The sequence below is a fragment of the Streptomyces sp. NPDC001933 genome, from assembly GCF_042890955.1.
Lineage (GTDB): Bacteria > Actinomycetota > Actinomycetes > Streptomycetales > Streptomycetaceae > Streptomyces.
The window spans coordinates 22,445-48,046 of sequence record NZ_JBIASS010000003.1 but is presented as its reverse complement, the minus strand read 5'-3'; the positions used below and the strand labels follow the sequence as shown (position 1 = coordinate 48,046).

At 71.6% G+C, this 25,602-nt stretch carries 20 protein-coding genes; 16 read left to right on the top strand and 4 right to left on the bottom strand.

The annotated features are described in order from the left end of the window. Positions 1–4 precede the first annotated feature (4 nt). The 3 genes from ACFYY7_RS08025 (at position 5) to ACFYY7_RS08015 (ending at position 1,779) form a co-directional block, all read left to right on the top strand. The gene (locus ACFYY7_RS08025; protein ID WP_358941699.1) at positions 5–166 is read left to right on the top strand and encodes a hypothetical protein; all 162 of its coding nucleotides are present in this window, start codon (positions 5–7) and stop codon (positions 164–166) included. Positions 167–228: 62 nt separating this feature from the next. Then, entirely contained in the window at positions 229–570 is a 342-nt protein-coding gene (locus ACFYY7_RS08020) for a DUF4190 domain-containing protein (protein ID WP_388658517.1), read from the top strand. A 198-nt stretch (positions 571–768) separates the two neighbouring features. Beyond that, positions 769–1,779 (top strand): helix-turn-helix domain-containing protein, encoded by a 1,011-nt coding sequence (locus tag ACFYY7_RS08015; protein WP_388658515.1) that lies wholly within the window; start codon positions 769–771, stop codon positions 1,777–1,779. 75 nt (positions 1,780–1,854) lie between these two features. Here the strand turns inward: ACFYY7_RS08015 and ACFYY7_RS08010 are convergent, their stop codons facing one another. Further along, complete coding sequence (locus ACFYY7_RS08010; RefSeq protein WP_388658512.1) at positions 1,855–5,673, bottom strand: S8 family serine peptidase; 3,819 nt, start codon at positions 5,671–5,673, stop codon at positions 1,855–1,857. A gap of 359 nt (positions 5,674–6,032) precedes the next feature. Between ACFYY7_RS08010 and ACFYY7_RS08005 the strand changes: the two genes are divergently transcribed. After that, positions 6,033–7,202: a cysteine desulfurase family protein gene (locus ACFYY7_RS08005; protein WP_388658509.1), complete on the top strand. Its 1,170-nt coding sequence runs from the start codon at positions 6,033–6,035 to the stop codon at positions 7,200–7,202. A gap of 48 nt (positions 7,203–7,250) precedes the next feature. Here ACFYY7_RS08005 and ACFYY7_RS08000 read toward each other — a convergent pair whose 3' ends face one another. After that, the gene (locus ACFYY7_RS08000; RefSeq protein WP_388658506.1) at positions 7,251–7,931 is read right to left on the bottom strand and encodes an N-acetylmuramoyl-L-alanine amidase; all 681 of its coding nucleotides are present in this window, start codon (positions 7,929–7,931) and stop codon (positions 7,251–7,253) included. 61 nt (positions 7,932–7,992) lie between these two features. On the opposite strand from ACFYY7_RS08000, the gene mnmA reads away from it, so the two are divergent. Then, positions 7,993–9,129, top strand: coding sequence for a tRNA 2-thiouridine(34) synthase MnmA (mnmA, locus tag ACFYY7_RS07995; RefSeq protein WP_388658503.1), 1,137 nt, complete (start codon positions 7,993–7,995; stop codon positions 9,127–9,129). Between the two features lie 269 nt (positions 9,130–9,398). Here the strand turns inward: mnmA and ACFYY7_RS07990 are convergent, their stop codons facing one another. Continuing rightward, positions 9,399–10,199, bottom strand: a complete 801-nt coding sequence (locus ACFYY7_RS07990) for an alpha/beta fold hydrolase (RefSeq protein ID WP_388658500.1) — start codon at positions 10,197–10,199, stop codon at positions 9,399–9,401. 94 nt (positions 10,200–10,293) lie between these two features. Beyond that, positions 10,294–10,629 carry a DUF427 domain-containing protein gene (locus ACFYY7_RS07985; RefSeq protein ID WP_388658497.1) on the bottom strand — a complete coding sequence of 112 codons (336 nt, stop codon included), beginning with the start codon at positions 10,627–10,629 and terminating at the stop codon, positions 10,294–10,296. 95 nt (positions 10,630–10,724) lie between these two features. Between ACFYY7_RS07985 and ACFYY7_RS07980 the strand changes: the two genes are divergently transcribed. The 11 genes from ACFYY7_RS07980 (at position 10,725) to ACFYY7_RS07930 (ending at position 25,524) form a co-directional block, all read left to right on the top strand. Then, complete coding sequence (locus tag ACFYY7_RS07980) at positions 10,725–11,264, top strand: TIGR00730 family Rossman fold protein (RefSeq protein WP_388658495.1); 540 nt, start codon at positions 10,725–10,727, stop codon at positions 11,262–11,264. A gap of 29 nt (positions 11,265–11,293) precedes the next feature. Then, complete coding sequence (locus ACFYY7_RS07975; protein WP_388658492.1) at positions 11,294–11,983, top strand: SDR family oxidoreductase; 690 nt, start codon at positions 11,294–11,296, stop codon at positions 11,981–11,983. 52 nt (positions 11,984–12,035) lie between these two features. Beyond that, on the top strand, positions 12,036–13,061 hold the full coding sequence (locus tag ACFYY7_RS07970; RefSeq protein ID WP_351259932.1) for a methionine synthase: 1,026 nt from the start codon (positions 12,036–12,038) through the stop codon (positions 13,059–13,061). A gap of 30 nt (positions 13,062–13,091) precedes the next feature. Further along, positions 13,092–15,284, top strand: a complete 2,193-nt coding sequence (gene ligA / locus ACFYY7_RS07965; protein WP_388658489.1) for an NAD-dependent DNA ligase LigA — start codon at positions 13,092–13,094, stop codon at positions 15,282–15,284. 471 nt (positions 15,285–15,755) lie between these two features. Further along, positions 15,756–17,831: a putative bifunctional diguanylate cyclase/phosphodiesterase gene (locus ACFYY7_RS07960; protein WP_388658486.1), complete on the top strand. Its 2,076-nt coding sequence runs from the start codon at positions 15,756–15,758 to the stop codon at positions 17,829–17,831. 180 nt (positions 17,832–18,011) lie between these two features. Then, positions 18,012–18,308 carry an Asp-tRNA(Asn)/Glu-tRNA(Gln) amidotransferase subunit GatC gene (gene gatC, locus ACFYY7_RS07955; protein WP_015036350.1) on the top strand — a complete coding sequence of 99 codons (297 nt, stop codon included), beginning with the start codon at positions 18,012–18,014 and terminating at the stop codon, positions 18,306–18,308. Between the two features lie 5 nt (positions 18,309–18,313). After that, complete coding sequence (gene gatA / locus ACFYY7_RS07950) at positions 18,314–19,816, top strand: Asp-tRNA(Asn)/Glu-tRNA(Gln) amidotransferase subunit GatA (protein WP_383715567.1); 1,503 nt, start codon at positions 18,314–18,316, stop codon at positions 19,814–19,816. Next, positions 19,813–20,052, top strand: coding sequence for a hypothetical protein (locus ACFYY7_RS07945; RefSeq protein ID WP_342286689.1), 240 nt, complete (start codon positions 19,813–19,815; stop codon positions 20,050–20,052). The genes gatA and ACFYY7_RS07945 overlap by 4 nt, the downstream gene beginning before the upstream one ends. A 15-nt stretch (positions 20,053–20,067) precedes the next feature. Then, entirely contained in the window at positions 20,068–21,576 is a 1,509-nt protein-coding gene (gene gatB / locus ACFYY7_RS07940) for an Asp-tRNA(Asn)/Glu-tRNA(Gln) amidotransferase subunit GatB (protein ID WP_388658482.1), read from the top strand. 254 nt (positions 21,577–21,830) lie between these two features. Next, complete coding sequence (locus ACFYY7_RS07935; protein WP_388658479.1) at positions 21,831–23,957, top strand: phosphocholine-specific phospholipase C; 2,127 nt, start codon at positions 21,831–21,833, stop codon at positions 23,955–23,957. 76 nt (positions 23,958–24,033) lie between these two features. Further along, a complete protein-coding gene (locus ACFYY7_RS07930; RefSeq protein WP_388658476.1) occupies positions 24,034–25,524 on the top strand; it encodes a hypothetical protein in 1,491 nt (496 codons plus the stop codon). Positions 25,525–25,602: the final 78 nt, after the last annotated feature.

The following is a 25,602-nucleotide window of genomic DNA, read 5'->3' as shown; positions in this document are numbered from 1 at the left end:
GAACATGATCGTCCTCGTCGTCGCCCTGCTCCTGCTGGGGATCGTGCTGGGCGCGGTGGCCCAGATCCCGCCCGCGCTCTCCCTCGTGCTCGGTGCCCTGATCGGCTGCTGGCTGCTGGTCTTCGCCGTACGCGAGCGGGCGGGCGCGCGTCGCCGCTCCTCGTGACCGGCCGCACCGCCGCCGCGGCGCCCTCCGCGCCGCACCCCGACCCGAAGGAGCCCGCCCCCATGACCCTCACCGCGATCGCCCGCCGCTCCGAAACCGCCGCACGGCCCCTCGCCTCCTGCGACCCGGCCGGCACCCCCGGCCCGGCCGCCCCCGCCCGGCACCCCACCCGGGACGCCGACGGACTGGCCGTCGCCTCGTTCGTGCTCGGGCTCGTCGGTCTGCTGGTGATGAACATCCTGCTCGGCCCGGCCGCCATCGTGATGGCGGTCCTCGCACTCGTCCGGTCCACCGCCCGCCGCGGCCGCGCCCTGCTCGGGCTTGCGCTCGGCGTCGCCGACCTCGTGGTCCTCGCCCTCCTCGTCACCGGAAACGGCGTCGTCGCCTGGAACTTCGGCGGCTGAACCGGGCGGAGCGGACACCGCCGCCGCGGTGCGCGGGCCCCGGGGCACCATGCGCCCGCCGTACGCCCCGCCTCGGGCTCGCGGAAACCGTGCCGTCCTCTGATCGCCCGGCAGGGCCGCCCGCATCCTGTTCGATTTCGATCATGGATGGCACAGTGGGCGTGCGTTCGGGGCGGGCTGCGGGGAGGGAGAGGGCGCGTGCTGGAGATAGCAGGGATCGGGGCGGCGGAGGAGCGGGTCTACCGCCACTTGGTGGAGGTACGAGGCGCGGGCGCGGACGAGATCGTCCAACGGCTCCACATCCGGGAACACGAGGCGGCGTCGCTTCTGTCCTCCCTGCATGACAAAGGCCTGGTCGGGCGGCTGCCGGGCGACGGCGGCATGCGGTACGTACCCGTCCCGCCGGACGTGGCGCTGCAGCCCCTGCTGGCGCGTGGCCAGGAAGCGCTGGAGTGGGCGCGGCGTGGAGTGGAACAGTTGGCCGAGGAGTACCGGGCGGGCGGCCGACGCCATGACGCCGGGCAACTGGTCGAGGTGATCACCGGGGCCGGCGCCATCCGTCAGCAGCTGCGCCAACTCGCCTACGGGGCCCGCAGCGACCTGCGGTGGTTCTGCAAGGCCGATCCCGTGGCGCTGCGCGCCCAGGACAACGACGAGGAGTTCGAACTGCTCGCCCAGGGCATCCGCTACGAGGCGATCTACGAACGGGCCTGCCTGGAACAGCCCGGCATGGTCGACAACGTCGCCCAGGGCATCCGCGCCGGTGAAACGGCCCGCGCCACCAGCACACTCCCCGTGCGCATGGTCATCGTCGACAGCTCTGTCGCCGTCTGCCCCCTGATGCCGAGCAGCACGACCGGCGCCCGCGGCGAGCCGACCGCCGCGATCATCCGCAGCAGCACTCTCCTGGACGCCCTTGTCGCCCTGTTCGACATCCAGTGGGCTGCGGGGACCCCGCTGCACGTCACGGAGGCGGGCGAGCTGGCCGACTTCGCCGGCGGCATGGGACCGGGCGGCAGTCTCGCCGACGACGAGCGCTACCTGCTCTCCCTGGTCGTCGCGGGCGTGGCGGACAAGGCGATCGCCACCCAACTGCGTGTCAGCCACCGCACGGTGCAGCGCCGGATCACCGCGCTGATGCAGCGGGCGGGCGCGAAGACGCGTACACAGCTGGTGTGGCAGGCGGCGCGGCGCGACTGGCTGTCGTAGGACGTGCGGACTGGCTGTCGCAGGACGTGCGGAAGCCGCGACCGGGGGGCGGTCGCGGCTTCCGGATCCCGCGTACTACCTCAGCGCGTACGCCCGCTCGATCTCCTGCGTCACCTCGTTGCCCGCGTCGTCCCAGGCGCGGACCCGCAGCGTGACGTACCCGCTGGTGCGGGCAGTCGAGGGGTGGGTGACCCGGACACGGTAGGCGCCGTCGCCCCGGGCGGAAGTCGTCGCCGCCCGCCAGTGCCCGCCGTCGTCGTACGAGACGGACACCTCCATGCCCTTCACGGAACGGCCCGTCAGACCGTCCTGGTGGCGGGCGCTCACTCCGAAGGCGAAGGACCCGGAGTCAGGGGCGGAGCCCTGGAGGTCGGTGGCCACGTCGTAGTCGAGCTGGAGGAGGGGAATCAGGGACTCCTTGCCCTCGGCCGGGCGAGGGGCCGTGAACGACCAGCGGGTGCTGGTGGCCCGCGAGAGGGTGCCCTCGGGGCTGGTGCGCTTCACGTCCAGGTCCAACTGGTAGCGGCCGTCGTCCCCGCCCGCGGGGAAGGTGCCCCACGCCCGGGGGCCTTCGGCGAGGATCTCGCCGTCGCGACGCAGTACGGCGCGGGTCTCGTCGGGGTAGGGGGTGTCGGCGCCCTTGCGGGGCAGGGCGTAGCCGTAGTGGCCGGAGGCGGTGTCGGTGAACTCGGGGATCCCTATGGTCAGCTGGTCGCCCTTGCGGTGGGCGAGCCCTTCGGCACCTCGGGGGATCGCCGGGCGCACCACGGGGGCGTACCAGCTCTCCGTGGCGTGCTCACCGGGCCGGTAGGTGCGCAGGGGGCCGAACATGCCGGTCCCCAGTGCGTGAATCGCCCAGGTGTTGCGGGGGTTGGCCCAGTGCAGCCACCGGGTGTCGGCGGGACCGCTCAGGTACTCCGTCCGCGCCTGCCCGGTACGGACGTACCGGGACCGCAGGGAGAGGGCCGCTTCCTCCCACGGACGCCAGGACTCGCGGTTCTCCGTGACGTAGCGTGCCCCGCCCGTGTCCGGGTAGCGCGAGACCACGGTGGCCGTGTTCCCCGGCCCGACCTTGTGGACCACGTGTTCGGGAACGCGCTTCTCGGAGAGCTGTACGACCTCGTAGAGGTAGGGGCTTTCCGGGGTCCCCTTCAACTCCAGCGTGGTGCGCGGCGCGCGCAGCCGCTGCGCGGTGGCGTGGGAGGCGTACAGCCCGATCGCCGGAAGCCGCTCGCTCACCGGCTGCCAGGGCGTGGCCGCGTACCTGTTGCCGCCGGCGGTGGTGACGGCGGCCGCGGCTCCGGCGCGGGCGGCCGAGGTCACCGCCTCGTCGTACTCCACCCCCTCCAGTTCCACGAGCACCGCCGCTCCTCGGACGTCCACGCCCCTTGCGCGCAGCGCCTCGTAGTCCTCGGGGCGTCCGTGACCGGCGTCCACCACCCGCAGGCGTCGCACGCCTTCCACGGCGGGAGAGTTGTGGAGCAGGCGGACGGGGACACCGGTCGCGGCGGCAGCGGAGAGGGCACGTGCACCGAGCATCGGTGCGGCCAGCTGCCAGCGGGAGGAGAACTCGAAGGTTCCCTCGGTGAACTCCTTGGTGGGCGTGACGTAGAGGAGCTGTCCGCCGCTGTGCGCGCTCGTGAAGTAGCTGACGAACTCCCGGTCGCCCTTCGTCCAGCGGGTGGAGAAGACCAGCGGACCCCGCTGCTCGGCCCGCTGGGGGGTCCGGATCTCCACGGGGACCGCCTTGCGTGCGTCGAGCACCAGGTCCGTGGCGCCGCCCACCCGCAGGTGGGGGTCGACCACCAGGCTGTTGGTGACGTTGTCCTCCGAGTGCTGCGTGATGACGCCGTGCAGGTAGTACATGCCCTCGGGCAGGTTCAGTGTCAGGCTCTGCCCCGCCGGTACCTCCTGAATGACGTCGAAGCGGCCTGTGGGACCCAGCATGATCAGCGGGGAGACAGTCGCCGGCTGCCCGGCGCGGTCGATGCCGCGCACGGTGACCTTGTGCGTGACCGGGTCCTTCGTCGCGGAGAGAACGGTGTGTGCGACGGCCTGTCCGTCGGCCGAGGTGGCGGTGAGGCGTCCGCCGAAGACGCCCTCCGGCAGCGCGGGCGTGTCGAGGGTCACGGCCACGTCGGCAGTGCCGTGGGCGTCCACGGTGACCTGCTGGGGGGCGCCTATGGCGTCTGCCGGGGCCGGGGATCCGTAGAGCTTGTCGAAGGTGGTGTCCAGGGTGAGCGTTACGGGCGCGTCGCCGTCGTTGGTGTAGGTGACGCTCACCTTCTGCGGGCCCGCGTCCGGTCCCAGGATGCCGAAGGTGGTGGTGCCGGTGGCGCGCACCTGCTGGCGCACCGAGCGGGCCACGTCCACCCGGCCGGTGCCCTGCTCGTAGGCGGTCTGGTCGGGGGCGGTACGCGTCGTGCTCATCAACGCGTCCTTGAGCTGCTGGGCGCTCCAGTCGGGGTGGCGCCCGGCCAGGATCGCCGCCGCGCCCGCCACGTGCGGCGTCGCCATGGACGTACCCGAAGCGGCGGTGTAGGCCGCGTCCACCGGGCTGCCCATGGACGTACCGGCGGCGCGGGCGGCGGCGATGCCGACGCCGGGGGCGGTGAGGTCGGGCTTGGCGCCGTTGTCGCCGACGCGCGGGCCTCGGCTGGAGAAGGGGGCCAGCTTGTCGTTGCGGTCGACGGCGCCCACGGTCAGTGCCTTCTCCGCGGCGCCCGGGGAGCCCACCGTGTAGTCGGCACCCGTGTTGCCCGCCGCGACGACGAAGAGCGTGCCGGTCTCCTCGCTGAGGCCGTTGAGGACCTGGCTGAGTACGTCCGTGCCGTCGGTGGGACTGCCGCCCAGGCTCATGTTGACGATGTCGGCGCCCGAGCGGGCTGCCCAGTCCATGCCGCCGATCATGGCGGAGTACGAGCCGGTGCCCTTGTCGTCGAGCACCTTGCCGATCAGCAGCTTCGCCCCCGGTGCCACGCCCTTGCGCGAGCCGCCCGAGGCGGCGCCGCTGCCGGCGATGGTGGAGGCGACGTGGGTGCCGTGGCCGTGGCCGTCGTTCGCGGTGGGTCCGTCGGTGAAGTTGCGTACTTCGCCGAGTTTCCCGGCCAGGTCGGGGTGGGTGGCGTCGACGCCGGTGTCCAGGACGGCGACGGTAGCGCCCTTGCCGTCGTAACCGGCCTGCCACGCCTCGGGCGCACCGATCTGCGCGGTGCTGCGTTCGAGGGACGCCTGGACCTTCCCGTCCAGCCACAGCTTCTCGACGCCGCCCTCGAAGGCCGCGTTCTTGAAGGAGGAGCTCTTGGGGGCGTTCTTCGTGCCGCCCTCGGCGCCGCTCCTGGCGAGTGCGTCGTCGTCGATGGCCTTCCAGAAACGCCCTGCCTGCTTCTTGTCCGCCTTCAGTGCCGCGCCGCGCAGGCTCTTGATGACCAGACCCTTGCGTGAACCGGTGGGCGCTGCCTTGGACTTGGGGTCCGTACCGCCGGTGTAGCGGGCGATCAGCGGGATGGCGGAGGTGTGGGCGTCGTCGTACCCCTGCTTGACCAGCGCGGTGATGTTGAACAGTTGCCGGTCCAGCTTGCCGGAGGAGATGTACGGGAGCGCGGCGCGGGGCAGCACGTACAGCTGCTTGTCGATCTCCAGCTGGCTGAAGTCGGCCTGCGAAGCGCCCGGGGCCGGCTCGACGGAGACGGCCTTCCGGCCGCCGGGAAAGGTCTCCAGCCGCACCCGGTCACCGGTCACGAGCGTGACGGAGCTGGCCTGGGGGCGGCCGGCGGAGTTCGCGCCGACGGAGGCGGGTGCCGGGGCGGCGATCGCGCCGGAGGAGGTGGGAGACAGGGTGGCGATGAGGACGCCTGCTGCCAGAACGGCGGCAGAGCGATGCCGTATGTGCATCGGAACCTTTCCAGGAGGCAAGGAAACGGACACGCGGTGCGGCTCAAGACTGGGGCCCCCATTGATCGCCGCACCAGACCCTTTCGGTGCCGTGCTTGCGACATGTCGCCAGAACGACACGGTGTGCTCCACCGCGCGTACCGGCGGAATCACCGGGGCCGAGCGGCCCCTCCTCGTCACTGGCAACGGCCTCGTCGCCCGGAACTTCGCCGGCTGAACCGGGCGCGGAGCCCGACCCCCTCCCTGCCCGGACGGGCCGGGGAACGGGCCGAGGAAGACCGCACCCGGCCGTGCGCGGGTGCCGGGGCACCATGCGCCCGCCGTACGCCCCGCCCCGGGCTCGTAGAATCGAGCCCACCATGGCTTACCTCGACCACGCCGCGACCACGCCGATGCTTCCGGAAGCGATCGAGGCGATGACCGCCCAGCTCGCCGTCACCGGCAACGCGTCCTCACTGCACGCCGCCGGGCGCCGGGCCCGCCGTACCGTCGAGGAGTCGAGAGAGACCCTCGCCGATGCCCTCGGCGCACGCCCCAGCGAGGTGGTCTTCACCTCCGGCGGCACCGAGGCCGACAACCTCGCCGTGAAGGGCCTGTACTGGGCCCGCCGCGACGCCGACCCCCGCCGCACCCGGGTGCTGGCCAGCCCCGTCGAGCACCACGCGGTGCTGGACGCCGTCGACTGGCTCGCCGAACACGAGGGCGCGAACGTCGAATACCTCCCCGTCGACCGGCACGGACGCGTCCACCCGGACGCGCTGCGCGAGGCGGTCCTCCGTGATCCCGACGATGTCGCGCTGGCCACCGTGATGTGGGCCAACAACGAGATCGGCACCATCATGCCGGTACGTGAACTGGCCGCCGTGGCCCGCGAGTTCGACGTGCCGATGCACGCGGACGCGGTACAGGCGTTCGGGCAGCTGGAAGTCGACTTCGCCCGGTCCGGACTGGCCGCGATGACGGTCAGCGGGCACAAGATCGGCGGCCCGTTCGGCATCGGCGCGCTGCTGCTCGGCCGCGAATACACCCCCGTACCCGTGCTCCACGGCGGCGGCCAGGAGCGGCACGTCCGCTCGGGCACCCTCGATGTGCCGGCCGTCGCCTCCTTCGCCCTCGCGGGGCGGCTGGCCGCCGACGGGCGGGAGGAGTTCGCCCGCGAGATCGGCGGGCTCCGCGACGAACTGGTCGCGGCCGTGCTGGCGGCCGTGCCCGACGCCGTCCTCGGCGGCGACCCGGCCCCCGGTGGCCGGCTCCCCGCCAACGCCCACTTCACCTTCCCCGGCTGCGAGGGCGACTCCCTGCTCCTGCTGCTGGACGCCCAGGGCATCGAATGCTCCACCGGCTCCGCGTGCACCGCCGGGATCGCCCAGCCCAGCCACGTACTGCTGGCCACCGGCACCGATCCCGACCTGGCCCGCGGCACCCTGCGCTTCTCGCTCGGCCACACATCCACCAAACAGGACATCGACGAGGTGGCCCGCGCGATCGGCCCGGCGGTGGAGCGGGCGCGCACGGCCGGACTCAGCTGAGTCCTACGGAACCTGCCCCGTCCGGCGGCGACCGGACGGGACCCGCGCTCACTGTTTGCCCGCCGCCCGGACCAGCTTCAGATACCGGTCCCAGTCCCAGTGCTTGCCCGGATCGGTGTGGTCCGTGCCCGGCACTTCCACGTGCCCGATGATGTGCTCCCGGTCCACCGGTATCCCGTACCGCCCGCAGATCGCGGCCGTGAGCCGCGCCGAGGCCCCGTACATCGCCGCCGTGAAGTCCTGCGGCCGCTCCACGAAGCCCTCGTGCTCTATGCCGACGCTGCGCTCGTTGTACGACCTGTTCCCCGCGTGGAACGCCACGTCCAGCTCACGGATCATCTGCGTCACATGGCCGTCCTTGCGCACCACGTAGTGCGCCGCCGCCCCGTGTCCCGGGTCCTGGAAGACCTTCACCGCGCTTTGGTAGCTGCCCTGGGTGACATGGATGACGACCCGGTCGATCGTGTAGTCGTCGGGGCGGTCGGCCCGCCGCCAGTTCGCCGAGGAGGCCGCTATCCACCGGGCCCGCGCGAAGTCCACCTCGCCGGGCTTCCTGGGCTTCTCCACGCCCGGCAGCCGCCACCAGGCGTGCTGCAACTGCTCCCGCGCCAGCGCGGCGGTGCCCACGGCCGTGACCGCGGCGCCGATCAGCAGCCCGCGCCGGCTGATGCCGCGCCCGGACTTCGCACCCCCGGAGCTCTCGCCACCTGGTGTCCCCTTGGTCCCCATGTGATCCACAACGCTTATCCGCGAGCATTCGGTTCCCGGCGCCCCGTACCCTGGTGGAGCTATGACTGAGACTTCCCAGCGCCCCCTCCGAGTTCTCGCCGCCATGTCGGGCGGTGTCGATTCCGCCGTCGCAGCGGCCCGCGCCGCCGAGGCGGGCCACGACGTGACCGGTGTGCACCTCGCCCTCTCCGCGAACCCGCAGTCCTTCCGTACCGGGGCGCGCGGCTGTTGCACGATCGAGGACTCCCGCGACGCCCGCCGGGCGGCGGATGTGATCGGCATCCCGTTCTACGTCTGGGACCTGGCGGAACGGTTCCGCGAGGATGTCGTGGACGACTTCATTGCCGAGTACGAGGCCGGGCGCACCCCCAACCCGTGTCTGCGCTGCAACGAGAAGATCAAGTTCGCCGCGCTGCTCGACAAGGCCCTCGCTCTCGGCTTCGACGCGGTCTGCACGGGCCACTACGCCACCGTCGTCCTCAACGAGGACGGCAGCCGGGAACTGCACCGCGCCTCCGACATGGCCAAGGACCAGTCGTACGTCCTCGGCGTCCTGGACGAGAAGCAGCTCGCCCACGCGATGTTCCCGCTCGGCGACACCCTCACCACCAAGGACGAGATCCGCGCCGAGGCCGAGCGCCGGGGCCTGGCCGTCGCCAAGAAGCCCGACAGCCACGACATCTGCTTCATCGCCGACGGCGACACCCAGGGCTTCCTGGCGAGCCGGCTCGGCACCGCCGAGGGCGACATCGTCGACGAGTCGGGCACGAAGGTCGGCACCCACGAGGGCGCCTTCGGCTTCACCATCGGCCAGCGCAAGGGCCTGCGCATCGGCCACCCCGCCCCCGACGGCAAGCCGCGCTACGTCCTGGACATCTCCCCGGTCAACAACACGGTGACGGTCGGCCCGGCGGAGTCCCTCGACGTCACCGCCCTCACCGCCATCAAGCCCCGCTGGTGCGGCACCGCCCCGTCCGCCCCCGGCACCTACACCGCCCAGCTCCGCGCCCACGGCGGCGAGACCGAGGTCACCGCCGAACTCGTCGACGGCACCCTGAACGTCACCTTCACCGAGCCGGTACGCGGCGTGGCCCCCGGCCAGGCGGTCGTCCTCTACGACGGCACCCGTGTCGTCGGCTCGGCGACCATCGCTACTACGGTGCGGCGGGAGACGACGACGGCGGCAACGTCCGGCTGACCGGCTGGACGGGCATGCCACTCAGGGCATCGAAGGACCAGGTGCCGCCACACGGAGTGAGCGCCCGCCCCGAACTGATTGCTTGATCGTTTCGCCCGACGACTTCCGCGGCAGGCCCCGCTGACGATCGCGAGCGTCTCACCCACGCAACCGGAACGGTATGCAACGCCATGCTCCTGAAGAACGCCTGACCGCGGATGCCGTGGGACGCCCAGCGCGGTCGCGTCCGACCCCCGTACGGGCGGGACCGCGCGGAGCGGGTCGTGGGCTCAGGACGCCTGGCGCAGTGGGGCGGACCTGGTGAAGAACTCCGCCAGTACCGGGGCCACCGCCTGCGGGGCCAGGTCGCGGGTCTGGCCGGTGAGGGTGCGGTGGCGGGCGCGGGGGAGGGTCTCCGCGAGGGTGCGGGTGGACTGGCGGGCGGGGGTGGGGCTGGAGCCGCCGCAGATCACCAGGGTGCGGGCCGTGACGGAGGCGAAGCGGGCGGCCGGGATCGCGCCGGTGCCGAGGATCGCGTCGTCGTACGCGAGGGTGTGGGCCATCGCCAGCAGGTCGCTCCACAGCGGGGCGCGGCGCATGCGGGCGATCATGTCGGCCGGCACGCCCGTCACGGACAGGAACAGCTCGACGGCCCCCGCACGGTCCCCGGTGGACAGCAGCCGGCGCAGGCGCGAGGTGCAGCACGCCTTGTACCGGAGGCCCGAGGCGCCCGGCGTGTAGGGCGGTTCGTAGACGGCCAGCAGGTCGACGGGGAGGCCGGCGGCCTGCGCCTCCAGGGCCAGGGCCCCGCCGGCGCCCATGCCGAAGACGGAGGCCCGGCCGCCCGTCGCGGAGACGAGCGCGGCCAGGTCCTCGATCTCGCGCTCCACCGCGTACGGGCCGCTGTCGCCGCTGGAGCCGCGACCGCGCCTGTCGTACGTGACGACATGGAAGTGCGGCGCGAGCAGCCGCGCCAGCGGCGCCTCTGTCGCCGCCGTGCCCAGCGAACCGCCCACCAGGATCACCGGCGGCCCTTCACCCCGGTGCCGGTACGCGATCATGGTGCCGTCGCGGGAGAGAATCTTGTCCATGCGAGGGTGGACCGCCGGGCCCGGAGAAACTCATCGCTCCGGCCGAAGTTTTTTGAAGTTCTTCCAACTCCGAGGTCAGGGGCGTACTTGACGATCAGTCGGAGACTGTCTCTGCCTCGTAGAAGCAGAAGTGGTCCTTGATCGCGGCGACTTCGGGCTTCGGGTCCGGGTAGGCCCAGACGAGGTCCGCGGCGTCCGGCAACGACCAGTAGGAGGCATCTCCCTTGAACGGGCAGTGGGTTCGGGTGTCCGAGGGCGTCAGGAGGTCCGTACGGACGTCCTCGGGAGGCAGGTAGTAGCGGACCGGACAGCCGGTCTCGCGCAGGACGATCGGGCGTCGGCTCTCGGCCAGCACCTGTCCGTCGCGGACCACACGTACGTGCTCGGTCCCGGGCTCGACCGTGATGCGGTGTCCTGGTGACGTAGTCATACATAGGTCAGCTGTTTCGTGGGCGGGATTCTTCCCCCGGCCGGACTTTCGGCCGGGTGCCGGGGTCTGTCGGTGGGGGCCTTTACGGTTGGTCCATGAAGATCTGCGTATTTCTCTCCGCCGCCGACCTCGACGAGCGCTACACCCGGCCCGCCCGCGAATTCGCCGAGCTGCTCGGCAAGGGCGGGCACACCCTGGTCTGGGGAGGCTCGGAGAGCGGGCTGATGAAGGTCGTCGCCGACGGGGTCCAGGAGTCGGGCGGGCGGCTGGTGGGGGTGTCGGTGGACTTCCTGGCGGCCAGGGCGCGGGCCAATGCGGACGAGATGGTGATCGCGCGCGATCTCGCCGAGCGCAAGGCGCTGCTCCTGGAGAAGGCCGACGCGGTCGTGATCATGGTGGGCGGGACCGGGACGCTCGACGAGGCGACCGAGATCCTGGAGCTGAAGAAGCACGGCAAGCACGACAAGCCGGTCGTCCTGCTCAACACGGCGGGCTTCTACGACGGGCTGCGCCAGCAGTTCCAGCGCATGGAGGACGAGGGCTTCCTGCCCCTCCCGCTGGCCGACCTGGTGTTCTTCGCCAAGGACGGCGTGGGCGCGCTGGCCTACCTGGAGGAGTGGTCCGGCCTGCGGTGACGGGGCGGCGGGGTGCGATCATGGGGCGCATGCCCACTCATGTCATCACCGGTGCCGGCTCCGGCATCGGAGCCGCCGTCACCCGCCGTCTGCTGGAGCGCGGTGACGAGGCCGTGCTGCTGGCCCGCGACGCGGGCCGTGCCAAGGAGCTGGCCGGGATGCACCCCGGCGCCCGTACGCTCGTCGGCGATCTCTCCAATCCGGACCGGCTGTCGTGGGCGCTCGCCCAGCAGTCGATGCCGGAGCAGGTCGACTCTCTGCTGCACATCGCGGGCGTGGTCGAGCTCGGCGGTGTCGGGGACCTCACGCCCAAGGCGTGGCACTTCCAGCTCAACGCCAATCTGGTCGCGCCCGCCGAGCTGACCCGGCTCTTCCTGCCCCTGCTGCGCGTCGCCCAGGGCCACGTCCTCTTCGTGAACTCGGGCGCCGGCCTCGCCGCGCACGCCGAGTGGAGCGCGTACGCCGCGAGCAAGCACGGCCTGAAGGCCCTCGCCGACTCGCTGCGCCACGAGGAGCACGCCAACGGCGTCCGGGTCACCTCCGTCTACCCGGGGCGCACCGCCAGCCCCATGCAGGCCAAGGTCCACCAGCAGGAGGGCAAGGAGTACGACCCCTCCCGGTGGATCGACCCGGAGTCGGTGGCCACCACGATCCTGATGGCCATCGACCTGCCGCGCGACGCCGAGGTCAACGACCTCACGGTGCGCCCCGGACGATGACCCCCGCAGACCGGGCGGCGCCGCTCCCGCAACAACGCCCTAGGCTTCCCGTGTGAGCGAGAAGAGCGAGTTCAGGGGTTGCCCGGCCACCGGGATCGGGTCCATGCCCGGGGGAGACGCACGGGAGGCGGCGAAGACCGTCACCGGTTCCTTCGCGGGCGGCGAGGGTCTGCCGTATCTGGCGGAACTGCCCGCCCGCGGGCCCGGCGCGGACATGATCGGGCGGACCATCGGCCTGCTCGTCGACCTTTACGGGCACGTCGAGCCCAGCGGCTGGCGGATCAGCGACCGGCCCGGACGGGACACCCGCCGGGCCAGGTCCTGGCTCGGTGAGGACCTGGACGCCCTGGAGGAGTTCACCCAGGGGTACGAGGGGCCGCTCAAGGTCCAGGCCGTCGGGCCCTGGACGCTGGCCGCCGCGCTGGAACGCCGGGGCGGCGAGGCCGCGCTCGGCGACCCGGGGGCCTGCCGTGACCTGGCGGGCTCGCTGGCGGAGGGGCTGCGCGCCCACCTCGCCGAGGTGCGGCGCAGGGTGCCCGGCGCCGAAGTGATCCTCCAGCTCGACGAGCCGTCGCTGACCGCCGTGCTGCGCGGGCGGGTCCGGACGGCCAGTGGCTACCGCACCTACCGGGCCGTGGACCGCCAGGTCGTCGAGGGCACCCTGCGCGATGTCCTGGCGGCGGCCGGGGAATCGGCGACGGTCGTGCACACCTGCGCGCCCGAGGTGCCGTTCGCGCTGCTGCGCCGGGCCGGGGCCGACGCCATCTCGTTCGATTTCTCACTGCTCACCGAGCGTGAGGAGGAGGCGATCGGGGAAGCCGTGGAGGGCGGTACCCGGCTCTTCCTCGGAGTGGTGCCGGGCACCGACCCGGCCTCGGGCGGATTGTCGGACCCGGGCGGTAGCGTCATGGGTGTCAGGACGTTGTGGCGCAGGCTGGGGCTGAATCCGGGGACTCTGGCGGAGTCCGTGGTGGTCACCCCGTCGTGCGGGCTCGCGGGTGCCTCGCCCGCGTACGCGCGCGCCGCGCTCGCCCACTGCGTCCGGGCCGCGAGATCGCTCGCAGACAACCCTGAGTAACGGGGCAACGGGTAACGGGAGGACGAGACGATGGCCGGCGAACAGCAGACGACGGTGCCCGCACAGGCCCAGGAGCAGCACGCGCTCCTCGCCGAGCAAGTCGAGGAGCACCGCTTCCGGTACTACGTGAGCGATCAGCCGGTCGTCAGCGATGCCGAGTTCGACCGGCTGATGCGCGAGCTGGAGGCGCTGGAGGAGACGTACCCCCAGCTGCGTACGCCGGATTCGCCGACGCAGAAGGTCGCGGGCCCGTACCGGACGGAGTTCACCTCCGTCGAGCACCGCGAGCGGATGCTCTCGCTGGACAACGCCTTCGACGACCTGGAGCTGGCCGCCTGGGGCGAGCGGATCGCCAAGGAGGTCGGCACCACCGACCACCACTTCCTGTGCGAGCCGAAGGTCGACGGCCTGGCGGTCAACCTCACCTACGAGCACGGGCGGCTGACCCGGGCCGCCACCCGTGGCGACGGCCGCACCGGCGAGGACATCACCCCCAACGTCCGTACGATCGCCGAGATCCCGCACCGGCTGAAGGGCGACCGGATCCCGGCGCTGGTCGAGATCCGGGGTGAGGTCTTCTTCCCGATGGAGGCCTTCGAGGAGCTCAACGCCCGGCTCGTCGAGGCGGAGGACAAGCCGTTCGCCAATCCGCGCAACGCGGCGGCGGGTTCGCTGCGCCAGAAGGACCCGAAGGTCACCGCCACCCGCCCGCTGCACATGGTGGTGCACGGCATCGGCGCCCGCGAGGGCTTCGACATCGACTGCCTCTCGCACGCCTACGAGCTGCTGCGCGAATGGGGCCTGCCCACCGCCAAGTACAACAAGGTGGTGGATTCCCTCGACGGGGTACGGGAGTTCATCAGGTACTTCGGTGAGAACCGGCACTCCGTGGAGCACGAGATCGACGGGGTCGTCGTCAAGCTCGACGAGATCCCGCTCCAGGGCCGGCTCGGCTCCACCTCGCGCGCCCCGCGCTGGGCGATCGCCTGGAAGTACGCCCCGGAGGAGGTCAACACCAAGCTGGTCAACATCCGGGTCGGGGTCGGCCGGACCGGCCGGGTCACGCCGTACGCCCAGGTCGAGCCGGTCGAAGTGGCGGGCTCCGAGGTCGAGTTCGCCACCCTGCACAACCAGAACGTGGTGAAGGCGAAGGGTGTCCTCATCGGGGACACGGTGGTGCTCCGCAAGGCGGGCGACGTGATCCCGGAGATCCTCGGCCCGGTCGTCGACCTCCGTGACGGCACCGAGCGGGCGTTCGTCATGCCCACCGAGTGCCCGGAGTGCGGTACGGAGCTGCGGCCCATGAAGGAGGCCGATATCGACGTCCGCTGTCCCAACGCCCTTTCCTGCCCCGCCCAGTTGCGCGAGCGCCTCGCCTATCTCGCGGGCCGCAAGTGCCTCGACATCGACCACTTCGGCTATGTCGCAGCCGCGGCCCTGACCAAGCCGCTGGAGCCCGCCGAGCCGCCGCTGCGCGACGAGGGCGATCTCTTCGGGCTGACCGTCGAGCAGCTGCTGCCGATCCGGGCCTATGTCCGGGACCAGGACAGCGGGCTGCCCAAGCGCGACCCGAAGACCGGCGAGGAGAAGACCGCCTGGGTCTTCGCCAACCAGCAGGGCGAGCCGAAGAAGAACGCCCTCGCCATGCTCGACGCCATCGCCGCGGCCAAGGAAGCACCGCTGGCCCGGATCCTCACCGGGCTCTCCATCCGCCATGTCGGCCCGGTCGCCGCCGCGGAGCTGGCCCGTCAGTTCCGTTCCATCGACCGGATCGACGAGGCCACAGAGAAGGAGCTGTCCGACGCCGACGGGGTCGGTCCCATCATCGCCGCATCGGTGAAGCAGTGGTTCGCCGAGGACTGGCACCGGGAGATCCTGCGCAAGTGGCGGGAGGCCGGGGTCCGGATGGCCGACGAGGAGGCGGGGGAGGACACGGGGCCGCGCCCGCTCGAAGGGCTCACCGTCGTCGTCACCGGCACGCTGGCCGGCCACACCAGGGATGGCGCGAAAGAGGCGCTCCAGAGCCGCGGGGCGAAGGTGACGGGTTCCGTTTCGAAGAAGACCTCCTTCGTGGTCGTCGGTGACAACCCCGGTTCGAAGTACGAAAAGGCCATGCAGCTGAAGGTGCCGGTGCTGGACGAGGACGGCTTCGCCGTGCTCCTCGAACAGGGTCCGGATGCGGCGCGCGAGGCGGCGGTGCCGGCCGAGGTACCGGCGGAGTAGGGGATTCCTGCCTGGTTCCCTGCCTGGTTCCCTGTCCGGGGCGGGGATCGGGCGGGGCCGGGGCGGATATCCGGGCGGAGCGACGGGAGTACGAAAAGGGGGCGGGCGAACGGTGAGCAAGAGGGCGATAAAGGGTGTAGCGGGGCAGGCCGGGGCAAGGGTTTCGCCGCGTCGGCCGGTTCACCCGATCGGCGCATAGCAGATGCTGACGGACGGTCGGTCCGCATTCGGGCAAGAGCGTCAGAGCGCTGCCCGTAGAAGCCTTCCGCGGCCTACTGTTGAGATGTGCACCTGCCGTGTCCGGCCGCGGGGTGGGAAACCGGGTCGTGGCGGCGTGGAGCGGAACCATCAGGTGACATCGGCACCGCCGGCTGTGAGAGGGACGGAATGAAACCGACCGAGAGCGCCGCACCGGTGTCGCGGCTGCAAGGTTTCGTCGGCCTCACGCCAAAAGTGGGTGCCGTTGCCATCATGATCGCCGTTGTTCAGATCGCGACCGGTTTCTACCGGACCGTGAGCGAAGGACACGCGCTCTTTCCCGACGGCGAGGCCGGCTGGTCCCTCGCCGTCCTCACCGGAGTCATCGTCGGCCATCTCGTCGCGCTCGGCCGCGACCGATGGTGGGGAGGGACCGGGTCCGGGGCCTCCCTCACCCTGGCCGTGCTGCTGCTCTACGGCTGGGTGCCCGCCGGGTTGGTCTCCCTGGTCGTCGTCGTCCTCGTCGGCGTCGCCCGTCGGCACCGCTGGTGGCAGGGGCTGCTGCACGGCGCGGTGGACATCCTGGGGATCGGCGCGGCCGCCCTGGTGCTCGCCGCCTTCGGCGACGTGCATACCGTCGAATCCCCCTGGCAGCCACTCGACTGGGGCATCGACGCCGTCCCGGAGGTCCTCCTCGCCGCCTCCACCTACCTTCTGGTCACCCGGGTCCTGCTGTGGTACGCCCGGACACCCCAGGGCGGTGGGCTGCCGACCATCGCCCGCACCGCCCTGCTGCGCCAGGGCCTCGTAGCCCTCGCCCTGCTCGCCATCGCGCCGCTGATCTGCGTCGTCGCGATGGTCACCCCTCTGCTCCTGCCGCTCTTCGCCGTCCCGCTGATCGCCCTCGACTCCGCCCTCTGGATCGCCCGCGCGCGGGCCGAGGAGCAGCTGCGCGACCCGCTGACCGGACTGCCCAACCGGCAGTGGCTGCTGGAGCGCACCTGGACGGCCCTGGAGGACGCCGAATCCGTCGGCGCGAGATCGGCTCTGGTCCTGATAGACCTCGACCGCTTCCGCGCGGTCAACGACACGCTCGGTCATCTGGCGGGGGACCGGCTGCTGTTGCAGATAGCGGAACGTCTCAGGCTCGCGCTGCCCCGGGGCGCGGAGGCCGCGCGGCTGGGCGGCGACGAGTTCGCGGTGCTCCTGCCGACCGCCGACTCCACCACCAGCGCCCAGCGGGTCGCCCGTCACCTGGTCGCCGAGCTGTCCTCCCCGCTGGACCTCGACGGGCTGACCCTGGTGCTGGAGGCCAGCGCCGGGGTCGCCGTCTACCCGGACCACGCGCTGGACGCCGAAGGGCTGCTCAGGCGCGCGGACGTGGCGATGTACCAGGCGAAGCGGGACCGTACGGGCGTCGAGGTCTACGAGTCGAAGCGGGACAGCAACACCCCGGACCGGCTCGGACTCCTGGGCGATCTGCGCCGCGCACTGGACGCCGGCGAGGTCGAGCTCCACTACCAGCCGAAGGTCCGCTTCGACGGCCAGGTGGCCGGCCTAGAAGCCCTGGTGCGCTGGGTGCACCCGGAACGGGGCAGGGTCCCCCCGGACGAGTTCATCGCCATCGCCGAGTCGTCCGGCCTCATGCCGCACCTCACGGAGTACGTCCTGGAGACGGCGCTGGCCCAGGTCGCCCGGTGGCGGGCGCAGGGCCTGTTCGTTCCCGTCGCGGTCAACGTCTCCCCGCGCGACGTCCACACCCCCGGGTTCGCGGGCGGCGTCGCGGCCCGGCTCGCCCGGCACGGCGTCCCGGCCGGGGCGCTGCAACTGGAGATAACGGAACACGTGCTGCTGGAGGACCCGCAGCGCGCCGCCGACACGCTCGCCGGGCTGACCGGGCACGGCGTGAAGATGTCCCTCGACGACTTTGGTACGGGGTACTCCTCGCTCGTCCATCTGCGCCGGCTGCCGGTCAGCGAGCTGAAGATCGACCGCTCGTTCGTCGCCCGGCTGGCCGTGGACAACGAGGACGCGGAGATCGTCCGCTGCACGATCGACCTGGCCCACTCGCTGGGCCTGCTGGTCGTCGCGGAGGGGGTCGAGGACGACGAGACCTGGGAGCGGCTGCGGGATCTGCGCTGCGACGCGGTGCAGGGCTGGCTGGTCGCCGCGGCGATGCCGCCGCAGGAGACCACGGCCTGGCTGCGGGCGCGCGGCGAGCACGGCTGGCGGCGGCCCGCCGAGCTGGCGGCAGCGGCGGCGGCAGCAGCGGCCGCCGCCGGCACACCCCCGGAGCTGGAGCAGCGGCCACCGGGCCGGGCGGTCAATCCCCGGCCCGCGACGACCTGAGCCCGGGGTGGCCCGGGCCTGCGGCGGCCCCTCCCTCCTCGGGCACCAAGCAGGGCCGGAGGCGGTGCGCGGACCGGAAATCCTCGCCCGACCAGGATGTTCGCCCGGGTGGCGGGAGTGGTGGCGGGCGACCCCATAGGATTGGGCCAAAACCACACACCAACCCCTGAGGATCGCTGCATGCCTGGCATCACGCGCGAGGAGGTCGCCCACCTCGCCCGGCTGGCGCGTCTGGAGCTGAAGGGCGAAGAGCTCGATCACTTCGCCGGTCAGCTCGACGACATCATCGGCGCGGTCGCCCGCGTCTCCGAGGTCGCCGACCAAGACGTACCGCCGACCTCCCACCCGCTGCCGCTGACCAACGTCATGCGCGCGGACGAGGTCCGTCCGTCGCTCACCCCCGAGCAGGCGCTCTCCGGCGCCCCGGCCCAGGAGCAGCAGCGTTTCAAGGTGCCGCAGATCCTGGGGGAGGACTAACAGCCATGACGGACCACAGCACCATCATCAAGCTCACCGCCGCCGAGATCGCCGCGAAGATCGCCTCCGGCGAGCTCACGGCCGTCGAGGTCACCGAGGCCCACCTGGCCCGGATCGACGCGGTCGACGAGAAGGTCCACGCCTTCCTGCACATCGACCGCGAGGGCGCGCTCGCGCAGGCCCGCGCCGTCGACGCCAAGAAGGCGGCCGGCGAGAAGCTCGGCCCGCTGGCCGGTGTCCCGCTCGCGCTGAAGGACATCTTCACCACGCAGGACATGCCGACCACCGTCGGCTCCAAGATCCTCGAAGGCTGGATCCCGCCGTACGACGCGACCCTCACGCGGAAGCTGAAGGCCGCCGACGTCGTCATCCTCGGCAAGACCAACATGGACGAGTTCGCCATGGGGTCCTCCACCGAGAACAGCGCCTACGGCCCGACCGGCAACCCGTGGGACCTCACCCGCATCCCGGGCGGCTCCGGCGGCGGCTCGTCCGCCGCGCTCGCCTCGTACGAGGCCCCGCTCGCCATCGGCACGGACACCGGCGGCTCCATCCGCCAGCCCGCCGCCGTCACCGGCACCGTCGGCGTCAAGCCCACCTACGGCGGCGTCTCCCGCTACGGCATGGTGGCCTTCTCCAGCTCCCTGGACCAGGGCGGGCCCTGCGCCCGTACCGTCCTGGACGCGGCCCTGCTGCACGAGGTCATCGGCGGGCACGACCCGATGGACTCCACGTCCATCGACGCCCCGGTCCCGCCGGTCGTCGAGGCCGCGCGCAACGGCTCCGTACAGGGCATGCGCGTCGGTGTCGTGAAGCAGTTCGCCGGTGAGGGCTACCAGGCCGGTGTCGTCCAGCGCTTCAACGAGTCGGTCGAGCTGCTCAAGTCGCTCGGCGCCACGATCGTCGAGCTGGACTGCCCGTCCTTCGACCTGGCCCTGTCGGCGTACTACCTGATCGCGCCGTCCGAGTGCTCCTCCAACCTGGCCCGCTTCGACGCCATGCGTTACGGGCTGCGCGTCGGCGACGACGGCACGAGGTCCGCCGAGGACGTCACCGCGCTCACCCGCGAGGCCGGCTTCGGCGACGAGGTCAAGCGCCGCGTCATCCTCGGCACGTACGCCCTCAGCTCGGGCTACTACGACGCGTACTACGGCTCGGCGCAGAAGGTCCGCACCCTCATCACGCAGGACTTCGAGAAGGCCTTCGAGCAGGTGGACGTCATCGTCTCCCCGACGACGCCCACCACCGCCTTCCCGATCGGCGAGCGTGCCGACGACCCGATGGCGATGTACCTCGCGGACCTGTGCACCATCCCGACCAACCTCGCGGGCAACTCCGCCATGTCGCTGCCCTGCGGCCTGGCACCCGAGGACGGCCTGCCGGTCGGGCTGCAGATCATCGCCCCCGCCATGAAGGACGACCGTCTCTACAAGGTCGGCGCCGCCGTCGAGGCCGCCTTCGTGGAAAAGTGGGGACACCCGCTGCTGGAGGAGGCTCCGTCGTTGTGAGCGCACTGACCAAGGCCAAGGGCTTCAAGAAGTCCAAGACCGGTACGTACCTGTCCATCGGCACCACCGCCTTCGGGGCCGTCAGCGTGCTCAAGCAGGCCAAGAAGGCACGCCACGAGCACGACACGCTCCGACTGATCGACGCCGTTGTCTCCGCCGCCGCCATCGCCACGGGTGTCGCCCTGCTGCTGCGCGAGCTCAAGCGCCTCGGCGATGACGACGTACTGCTGGGCTGAGAGGGAAGTTTCACCGTGACTGTCACCGACCTGGTGTCGTACGAGGACGCGCTCGCGTCCTACGACCCCGTCATGGGCCTGGAGGTCCATGTCGAGCTCGGCACCAAGACCAAGATGTTCTGCGGCTGCTCCACCGAGCTCAAGCAGGACGCCAACTCCCAGACCTGCCCGGTCTGCCTCGGCCTGCCCGGCGCCCTGCCGGTCGTCAACGAGATCGGCGTCGAGTCCGCCATCAAGATCGGCCTCGCGCTGAACTGCGAGATCGCCGAGTGGTGCCGCTTCGCCCGGAAGAACTACTTCTATCCGGACATGCCGAAGAACTTCCAGACCTCCCAGTACGACGAGCCGATCGCCTACAACGGCTATCTGGACGTCCAGCTGGAGGACGGGGAGATCTTCCGGGTGCAGATCGAGCGCGCCCACATGGAGGAGGACACCGGCAAGTCGACCCACGTCGGCGGTGCCACCGGCCGTATCCAAGGCGCGTCCCACTCCCTGCTCGACTACAACCGGGCCGGCATCCCGCTCATCGAGATCGTCACCAAGCCGATCGAGGGCGCGGGCGCCCGTGCCCCCGAGGTCGCCAAGGCGTACGTCGCCGAGCTCCGCGAGCTCATCAAGGCGCTCGGCGTCTCGGAGGCCCGCATGGAGATGGGCCAGATGCGCTGCGACGTCAACCTGTCGCTGCGCCCGAACGGCACCGAGACCTTCGGTACGCGTTCCGAGACGAAGAACGTGAACTCGCTGCGTTCCGTCGAGCGTGCCGCCCGTTTCGAGATCCAGCGCCACGCGGCCGTGCTGTCCTCCGGCGGCACGATCGTGCAGGAGACCCGGCACTTCCACGAGGAGGACGGCTCCACCACGGCCGGCCGCATCAAGGACAACGCCGAGGACTACCGCTACTTCCCCGAGCCGGACCTGGTGCCGGTCGCCCCGGCCCGCGAGTGGGTCGAGGAGCTGCGCAAGGGTCTCCCCGAGCTGCCCCGGCTGCGCCGGGCGCGGCTCAAGGAGGAGTGGGGTGTCTCCGAGCACGACATGCAGTCCATCCTCAATGCGGGCGCGGTCGACCTGATCGTCGCCACGACCGACGCGGGCGCCCCCTCGGACCAGGCCCGCAAGTGGTGGATGGGCGAGCTGGCCCGTAACGCCAACGAGACCGGCCGCGGCCTCGACGAGCTGCCGATCACCCCGGTGCAGGTCGCCAGGGTGGCCGAGCTCGTCACCTCGGGCGACCTCAACGACAAGCTGGCCCGCCAGGTCATCGAGGGCGTCCTCGCGGGCGAGGGCGACCCGGACGCCGTCGTCGAGAAGCGCGGCCTGAAGGTCGTCTCCGACGAGGGCGCGCTGTCCACGGCCGTGGACGAGGCCATCGCGGCCAACGCGGCGATCGCGGACAAGATCCGCGGCGGCAAGGTCGCGGCGGCGGGCGCGCTCGTCGGCGCGGTCATGAAGGCCACCCGTGGCCAGGCTGACGCGGCCCGGGTCCGCGAGCTGATCCTGGAGAAGCTCGGCGTCGAGGGCTGACCCCGTAGGGCCCGGCCGTTGTGTTAGGCCGGGCGGTTTCGCAGTACGCCCCGAAGGGGGCGGCGCACACCATTCATGGGTGCGCCGCCCCCTTCGGGCTCACTTCTTGAGCATCGGCGAGGGCGAGGCCGGTCGTGGTTGGACTTTCCCGCGCGACCTCTTGGACGTTCACCACGGAGCCGTCCGGAGTCCTTCCGCGCGCCATCCGGCTTGATTAGCTTCCCGGCTGTACGACCTGACTCGGGAGGCTCAACTTGACCACGGACATTTCACGGCGACGGCTCTTCGCGCTCGGCGGTGGCGCGCTCGGCGCCGCGGCGGCGGGGTCGCTGCTGCCGCCTTCGCTGCAGGCCGCGATCGCCGCGCAGCCGGCACACTCGGCGGGGTCCGGTGGCCGGGACGGGCTCGGAGCCATCAAGCACGTGGTGATCCTGATGCAGGAGAACCGTTCCTTCGACCACTACTTCGGGACGCTCCGGGGCGTACGCGGCTTCGGTGACCGCAACGCCGTCGAGCTCCCCTCGGGCAAGCCGGTCTTCGAGCAGCCCGCGGCGCTCGGCACCTCCGTGCTGCCGTTCCCGGTGCGCGACGCCGCCGAGACGCAGAAGAAGGACCTCCAGTACATCGGCGCGCTCGACCACTCCTGGAGCGGCGGCGGCAAGGCGTGGGCCGGCGGGTGGATGAACGGCTGGGTGAGCGCGAAGACGGCCGCCACCATGGCGTACTACGACCGCCGCGACATCCCGCTGCACTACGAACTGGCCGACACCTTCACGGTCTGCGACGCCTACCACTCCTCCATCCACTCCTCGACCAGCCCCAACCGCAACCACCTGTGGAGCGGGAAGACGGGCAACGAGCCGAACGGCAAGCGGGCCGTCGGCAACGACGCGTACAACGAGGGCACCCACCCCGGCTACGACTGGGGCACGTACGCGGAGCGGCTGGAGAAGGCCGGACGCAGCTGGCGCACGTACACCGAGTGGGAGAACTTCACCGACAACCAGATCGAGTTCTTCGCCACCTTCAAGGCGGTGGCCCGCAAGGCGCTCGCGAAGACCGGCGGGCACACCTTCATGGAGTCGTTCTACGCCGCGGTGCGGGGCGCCGACGCCACGGAGCGCGAGCGGCTGTTCGGCCTGCTGGAGGAGGGCGTCGCCACCCTCGACAAGACCGAACGCAGCCTCTTCGAGCGGGCGCTGCGCCGGGTGGAGACCGGAACGCTGGCCGACGAGTTCGCCAAGGACGTGGCGGCGGGCACCCTGCCCGAGGTCTCCTACCTGGTGCCCTCGGCCGTCGACTCCGAGCACCCGAGCGTCTCCTCGCCGATCCACAGCGCGACGATCGTCTACAAGGTCCTGGACGCGCTGGGCAAGCACCCCGACGTGTGGCGGCACACCGCGGTCTTCATCAACTACGACGAGAACGACGGCTTCTTCGACCACGTGCCGCCGCCGGTCGCCCCGCCCGAGGTGACCGAGGAGCAGTGGGAGGGCAAGCCCACCGGTCTCGGCATGCGCGTGCCGATGCTCGTCGTCTCGCCGTGGACCATCGGCGGCTACGTCTGCTCCGAGGTCTTCGACCACACCTCCGTCGTCCGCTTCCTGGAGCGCTGGACCGGGGTGGCGGAGCCGAACATCAGCGACTGGCGGCGCACCGTCACCGGCGACCTGACCTCGGCCTTCGACTTCTCCCGCGCCCGCCGCCGTCCCGAGGTGGAGCAGCCGGGCGCCATCCCGCCGTTCAGCGGCCGCTGGTCGCCGAAGCCGCCGGCCGTGCAGCACATGCCCGTGCAGGAGCCGGGCGCCCGCCCGGCCCGCGCGCTGCCGTACCAGCCGGACGCGCAGGCGACGGTGGCGGACGGCGCGGTGCGGGTGGCCCTCAGCAACACGGGGCGCTCCTCGGCGCACTTCGCGCTGTATCCGTACGCCGGTGAGTTCCCCGTGCCGCAGCACCGGGACGTGAAGGGCACGGCGCAGTGGACGGTGCCGGTCACCGGTGCGGCCTACCGGTTCACGGTGACGGGGCCGAACGGCTTCCGCCGGGAGTTCGCAGGGCCGGCGAAGGACGGTGCCGCGGCCGGGGCCGAGGTGGCGTCGCGGGTCGACGCCCATGAGCGCGACCTGCATCTCACCCTGCGCAACACGGGCCGGACGACGCTCACCTTCACGGTGCGGCCGCTGGGCTATGTCGACGAGGCGGACCTGCGGGACTGGACCCGGACCATCAAGGTCAAGCCGGGGCGCAGCCGCAAGGTGGTCCACTCGGCGGCCGACGCGCACGGCTGGTACGACCTGGACGTCACCGTCGACGGGGACGACGCGTTCCGCCGCCGGCTGATGGGGCACATCGAGAACGGCCGGGCGAGCGTCTCGGGCTGACCCGCACGGGAGGTCCTTCGCACGGGAGTTCGGCGCCCACCGGAACCACCGCGGCGCGGCCCGCGTTTCCTTGATCATGACTGAACTGATCGAGAAATGGGCCGGAGTCACGGCGGGCGCCGCTCCCGAGGAGGCGGACCCCGTCGTCCTGGAGTGTGCCCGCCTGCTCGCCGCCGAGCCGGACGGCGAGCAGGCGGTCCTGCTGACCTTCGGTCTGGTGAACATGGCGCCGTACGTCCTCGGGCGACGCGGCGCCGACGTCGAGCGGGCCGTGGTGGACGCGCTCGGCGCCGCCGCCGAAGCCATGGACGAGCAGTGTCTTCAGGCCGGCGGGTGCGGGCACGCGGCCCATCCGTACACCGACAGCCTGGAGGAGTGGGACACGGACGCGGACGGGCTGCTCGACGCGCCGGACGTCGAGATTCCGCTCGATGAGTGGGACGAGGCCGAGGCCTGCCCCCGCAATGCCGCCGGATGGGCGCGGACGGCCGCCGATGTGATCCTGCCGGGAAGCACGGACGGCATCCCCGAGATCGTCCCCGAAAGCCACCAGAGATACATCCGCAGCCTGGGCAGTGTGCTCAACGACTATCCGAACGGTGATCCGTTCTGGGACCTGGACATCCACGCCGGACCGCCCGGCGACCTCTCCCGGGCCGCTCTCGCCGGCTATGTCGTCGTCGCCCATGCGAACTGCTGGTACGCGGGGTCGGGCCGGATCAGACAGCGGTCGCTGCTCGACGACATGATCGAGGGCCTGGAGTCCGTACTGCCGCTGCTGCCGGACGAGGCCTGCGCGCACGAGGACGGCGAGCACCCGGCACTGCGCTCCGGCAGCGACGAGCAGGCCTCCGAGGGCATCCATCTGCAGAGCCCCGGCGGCCGGAGCGTCCTGCGCGAGGAACACGAGGACGGATACGGGGCCTCGCTGGAGGCATGGACCTGCACCACCTTCCTGCGCGCCCTCGCCGTCGAGGCCCGCGACCATCTGCGCGAAGCGGTCGACAGACTCTTCGGCACCCGGGAGACGGCACATCTGGACCCGGTGTATCTGCGCCCCGACGGCCGGCTCGACATCGACCTGCTGAGCGAGCGGCATGTCCCGTTCAAGGACGAGACGGCCTCCGAGGAGGCGGCGCTCTGGGCGGCCCGGCGGTACGAGCGGCTCGGCCCGGACGGACCCGCGCTCGACCGGACCGTCCTGCTGCTCCTGATGGGCACGGCGGCCGATTCCCTGGAGCTGTCGTACGGAATCGCCCGCGAGATCCTCGGCATCCTCCGTACCACTGCCGCCACCCTGCCCGGCGGTGCATGCGACCACGCGGACGGTCATGCGCCCGGCCATGAGCGCACGTCCGACCGCTTGGCACGCATCGCGCACCTCTACGCCCCCGACGCAGGCCCCGCCCCTGGCCCCGCCCCTGGCCCGGACTCCGGCCAGGGCTTCAGGAACGAGGTGCTGACCTGCCCCGTCCATATGGCGGAGGTCGTGACGAAGGGCATCGCGGAGATCGAGGAGCAGTTCGAGGAAGAACTGGAGGCGGAGGAGGAACGACTGGCCGAGTGAGGTGGCCGGAGGCCGCTGCGACCGGGGGATACGGCAAGCTCTGCGGCCATTGTGAGTAAGGCCACGAAAGGGACAAAG

Excerpts from the sequence above, each read along its gene's own strand:
- ACFYY7_RS08025 (WP_358941699.1), top strand. The coding sequence starts at position 5 with ATGATCGTCCTCGTCGTCGCCCTGCTCCTGCTGGGGATCGTGCTGGGC.
- ACFYY7_RS08020 (WP_388658517.1), top strand. The coding sequence starts at position 229 with ATGACCCTCACCGCGATCGCCCGCCGCTCCGAAACCGCCGCACGGCCC.
- ACFYY7_RS08000 (WP_388658506.1), bottom strand. The coding sequence starts at position 7,931 with ATGGGGACCAAGGGGACACCAGGTGGCGAGAGCTCCGGGGGTGCGAAG.
- ACFYY7_RS07980 (WP_388658495.1), top strand. The coding sequence starts at position 10,725 with ATGAAGATCTGCGTATTTCTCTCCGCCGCCGACCTCGACGAGCGCTAC.
- ACFYY7_RS07960 (WP_388658486.1), top strand. The coding sequence starts at position 15,756 with ATGATCGCCGTTGTTCAGATCGCGACCGGTTTCTACCGGACCGTGAGC.
- gatC (WP_015036350.1), top strand. The coding sequence starts at position 18,012 with ATGCCTGGCATCACGCGCGAGGAGGTCGCCCACCTCGCCCGGCTGGCG.
- mnmA (WP_388658503.1), top strand. The coding sequence starts at position 7,993 with ATGACTGAGACTTCCCAGCGCCCCCTCCGAGTTCTCGCCGCCATGTCG.
- ACFYY7_RS08010 (WP_388658512.1), bottom strand. The coding sequence starts at position 5,673 with ATGCACATACGGCATCGCTCTGCCGCCGTTCTGGCAGCAGGCGTCCTC.
- ACFYY7_RS07990 (WP_388658500.1), bottom strand. The coding sequence starts at position 10,199 with ATGGACAAGATTCTCTCCCGCGACGGCACCATGATCGCGTACCGGCAC.
- ACFYY7_RS07930 (WP_388658476.1), top strand. The coding sequence starts at position 24,034 with ATGACTGAACTGATCGAGAAATGGGCCGGAGTCACGGCGGGCGCCGCT.
- ACFYY7_RS07985 (WP_388658497.1), bottom strand. The coding sequence starts at position 10,629 with ATGACTACGTCACCAGGACACCGCATCACGGTCGAGCCCGGGACCGAG.
- ACFYY7_RS07975 (WP_388658492.1), top strand. The coding sequence starts at position 11,294 with ATGCCCACTCATGTCATCACCGGTGCCGGCTCCGGCATCGGAGCCGCC.
- ligA (WP_388658489.1), top strand. The coding sequence starts at position 13,092 with ATGGCCGGCGAACAGCAGACGACGGTGCCCGCACAGGCCCAGGAGCAG.
- gatA (WP_383715567.1), top strand. The coding sequence starts at position 18,314 with ATGACGGACCACAGCACCATCATCAAGCTCACCGCCGCCGAGATCGCC.
- ACFYY7_RS08005 (WP_388658509.1), top strand. The coding sequence starts at position 6,033 with ATGGCTTACCTCGACCACGCCGCGACCACGCCGATGCTTCCGGAAGCG.